The organism is Paraburkholderia sp. USG1 (genome assembly GCF_031570135.1).
GTDB classification, from domain to species: Bacteria; Pseudomonadota; Gammaproteobacteria; order Burkholderiales; family Burkholderiaceae; genus Paraburkholderia; species Paraburkholderia dioscoreae.
Genome location: NZ_JAMWXW010000070.1, coordinates 1 through 2483, shown reverse-complemented (window position 1 = coordinate 2483; position 2483 = coordinate 1). Strand labels below are relative to the sequence as shown.

At 61.1% G+C, this 2483-nt stretch carries 3 protein-coding genes; all 3 read right to left on the bottom strand.

All coding sequences use genetic code 11. The annotated features are described in order from the left end of the window. Window positions 1-35 precede the first annotated feature (35 nt). The 3 genes from tnpC to tnpA all read right to left on the bottom strand — a co-directional run bounded on the left by tnpC (window position 36) and on the right by tnpA (window position 2386). On the bottom strand, window positions 36-1616 hold the full coding sequence (gene tnpC, locus NE850_RS39255) for an IS66 family transposase (RefSeq protein ID WP_007182619.1): 1581 nt from the start codon (window positions 1614-1616) through the stop codon (window positions 36-38). Window positions 1617-1679: 63 nt separating this feature from the next. After that, window positions 1680-2018, bottom strand: coding sequence for an IS66 family insertion sequence element accessory protein TnpB (gene tnpB / locus NE850_RS39250; protein ID WP_035518245.1), 339 nt, complete (start codon window positions 2016-2018; stop codon window positions 1680-1682). Continuing rightward, window positions 2015-2386, bottom strand: coding sequence for an IS66-like element accessory protein TnpA (gene tnpA / locus NE850_RS39245; RefSeq protein ID WP_085954206.1), 372 nt, complete (start codon window positions 2384-2386; stop codon window positions 2015-2017). Before tnpA ends, tnpB begins: the two co-directional genes overlap by 4 nt. Between the last annotated feature and the right edge of the window lie 97 nt (window positions 2387-2483).

Below are 2483 nucleotides of genomic sequence, written 5' to 3'. Positions count from 1 at the left end.
GTAAGCGGCCGGCAAACCCATCTTAACGAATTGAACTAGCGGGTAGGATCCGCTGGCTGCCAGCGATGGGGCAGCAAGGCTGCGATATCGTTAGCCTGGTGGGATGGCAGTCGCGTCAGGACGTCTTTCAGATAGGCGTGTGGTTCGTGCCCGTTGAGTTGCGCCGAACGTAGCAGACTCATGATGGCTGCGGCTCGTTGACCGGCTCGAAGCGAACCCGCGAACAACCAGTTCGACCTGCCGATGGCCCACGGACGTATCTGGTTTTCGACCCAGTTGTTATCTATAGGCACATGACCGTCATCGAGATAGCGGGTCAGCGCATCCCATCGTTTAAGACTGTAATCCAGTGCTTTGGCAATTGCCGAACCTTCCGACACCAGCTTACGCTGCGCCATCATCCATTCGTGAAGTGCGTCGCAGACCGGCTTGGCCCGACTCTGTCGAAGCTTGTGGCGTTCCTCGGCTTGCAGCACTGCAGCGTCGCGCTCGATGTCGTAAAGCGCAGCGAAGAACGGCAGCGCCTGCGCGGCGATCTGACTGGTGTGATTGGTGTGCAGATCGAAGAACTTGCGTCTCGCGTGCGCCGCACATCCGATTTCAGTGATGCCCTGGTGGAATCCAGCCTTGTACCCACTGTAGTCGTCGCATACCAGCTTGCCCTGCCAGCCGGCGAGGAACGCTCGGGCATGTTCGCCTGCTCGGCTGTCGGCGAAGTCGTAGACCACGGCGCGCAGCTCACTGTAGAGCGTCGGCGTATACGCCCACAGATACGCACGATGTGTCTTGCCTTTGCCGGGGCTGAGCATCTGTACCGGCGTCTCATCCGCATGCAGCACACCCTGTTGCAGGATTTCCTCATGCAGCGCGTCGACCAGCGGTTGTAGTTGCACGCCGCACGTACCGACCCATGCGCCCAATGTCGATCGCGGTATCGCGACGCCCGCCCGCGCAAAGATCTGCTCCTGACGATACAGGGGAAGGTGGTCAGCGTATTTGGCAACCAGCACTGACGCCAGCAGTCCCGCGGTCGGAATGCCCTTGTCGATGATGTGCGCAGGCACCGCGGCCTGAATCAGTGTTTCGCAGTTTCTGCACACCCACTTGCCGCGGATATGCCGCTCCACGGTGAACACGCCCGGCGTGTAGTCCAGCTTCTCACTGATGTCCTCGCCAATGCGCACGCGCTCGCAGCCACACTGGCATGCGGTGCTCTCCGGTTCGTGTCTTATCTCTGTGCGCGGCAGTTGCGCCGGCAGCGCTGCGCGCTTCGGCTGCTGGGGTAGCGACTCGGCTGCGGCTTGCGGCTGAAGTTGCTCGAGCTCAACTTCAATGGCGGCGAGATCCGCGTCAATCGCCTCATCCAGCAGGTTCATCTGATCGCTGCTGAGCTGCTCGCTACGCCTGCCGAACTGGTAACGTCTGAGAATAGATATCTCGTGGGTCAACTGGTCGATCCGGGTCTGCCGGTAGCGTAGCTCACGCTCCTTCTCACCGACCTCCCGGGTCTTCTCCTCGATCTCCCGGTCTCTGTCTTCGACGCGCGCAATCAGTTGTGTGGCGAGCGCACGCAACTGTTCCGGGCTAAGAGCGTTGAGGTCGGCTGGCAGGTCCATGCAGACGAGTCTGCCAGAACCCCGGAGAGCGCGAAAGCGCGACAGTTTACGTCCCTGGCGTCTTCAAATGACACGGATCACACCGTCCGCGCCGATGCGCTGCCATGGCAAACCCACCACCAGGCCGGCCAGTTGTTCCTGTGTGAGCGCGTGTTGCTTTGGCTCGCTACCAGCGTGCGGCCAAGTGAACTGCCCCTGATTGAGCCGTCGCGCTGCCAGCCAGATGCCAATTCCATCGTGAACCAGAACCTTCAAGCGGTTGGCCCGCCGGTTGGCGAACAGGTAAGCATGGTGCGGATGCGCGGCGCCGAACACGGTGATCACCCGACCCAGTGCCGTATCAAAGCCAGCCCGCATGTCCAGCGGGTCAACTGCCAGCCACACCTGGTCAATGCGGATCATGCGAGCCACTCGCGTAGCCACGCGGCGCATTGCGCTGCCTCCGAGGTTGGCCAACTAACCGTTATCGACAGGTCCGCGCGACGCACCTCGACGCGAATCTCAGCTGTACGCGTGTCTCGCGTCTCAAGTGGCAGCGGTACAAATTCCGGTGCCGGCGCCGTTGCCAATGGCGCTGTCAGGTCGCTACGCGCCACGAGCACGCAATCGTTCGTTTCGGCCTGCTCGACCCAACGTCGAAGCAGATTGGCGTTCAACTTGTGGTGCAACGCGATCGCCGCAAGCGATACCCCGGGCCCCTGGCAAGCTGCCACAACCTGAGCCTTGAACTCGACGCTGTAGCGCCGGCGGCGCCGACGACCAGGTGCCACTGCTTCTTCAATAGTGTTCACGTGTCCACCTATTTAAGTGAACACGATGCTCCCAAGACTTTTAACGCAACTCAAGATGAGATGACCGGGCGCTTAC

What these genes read in the sequence shown, in the direction of transcription:
- tnpC (WP_007182619.1), bottom strand. Translation starts at nt 1,616, where the DNA reads ATGGACCTGCCAGCCGACCTCAACGCTCTTAGCCCGGAACAGTTGCGT.
- tnpB (WP_035518245.1), bottom strand. Translation starts at nt 2,018, where the DNA reads ATGATCCGCATTGACCAGGTGTGGCTGGCAGTTGACCCGCTGGACATG.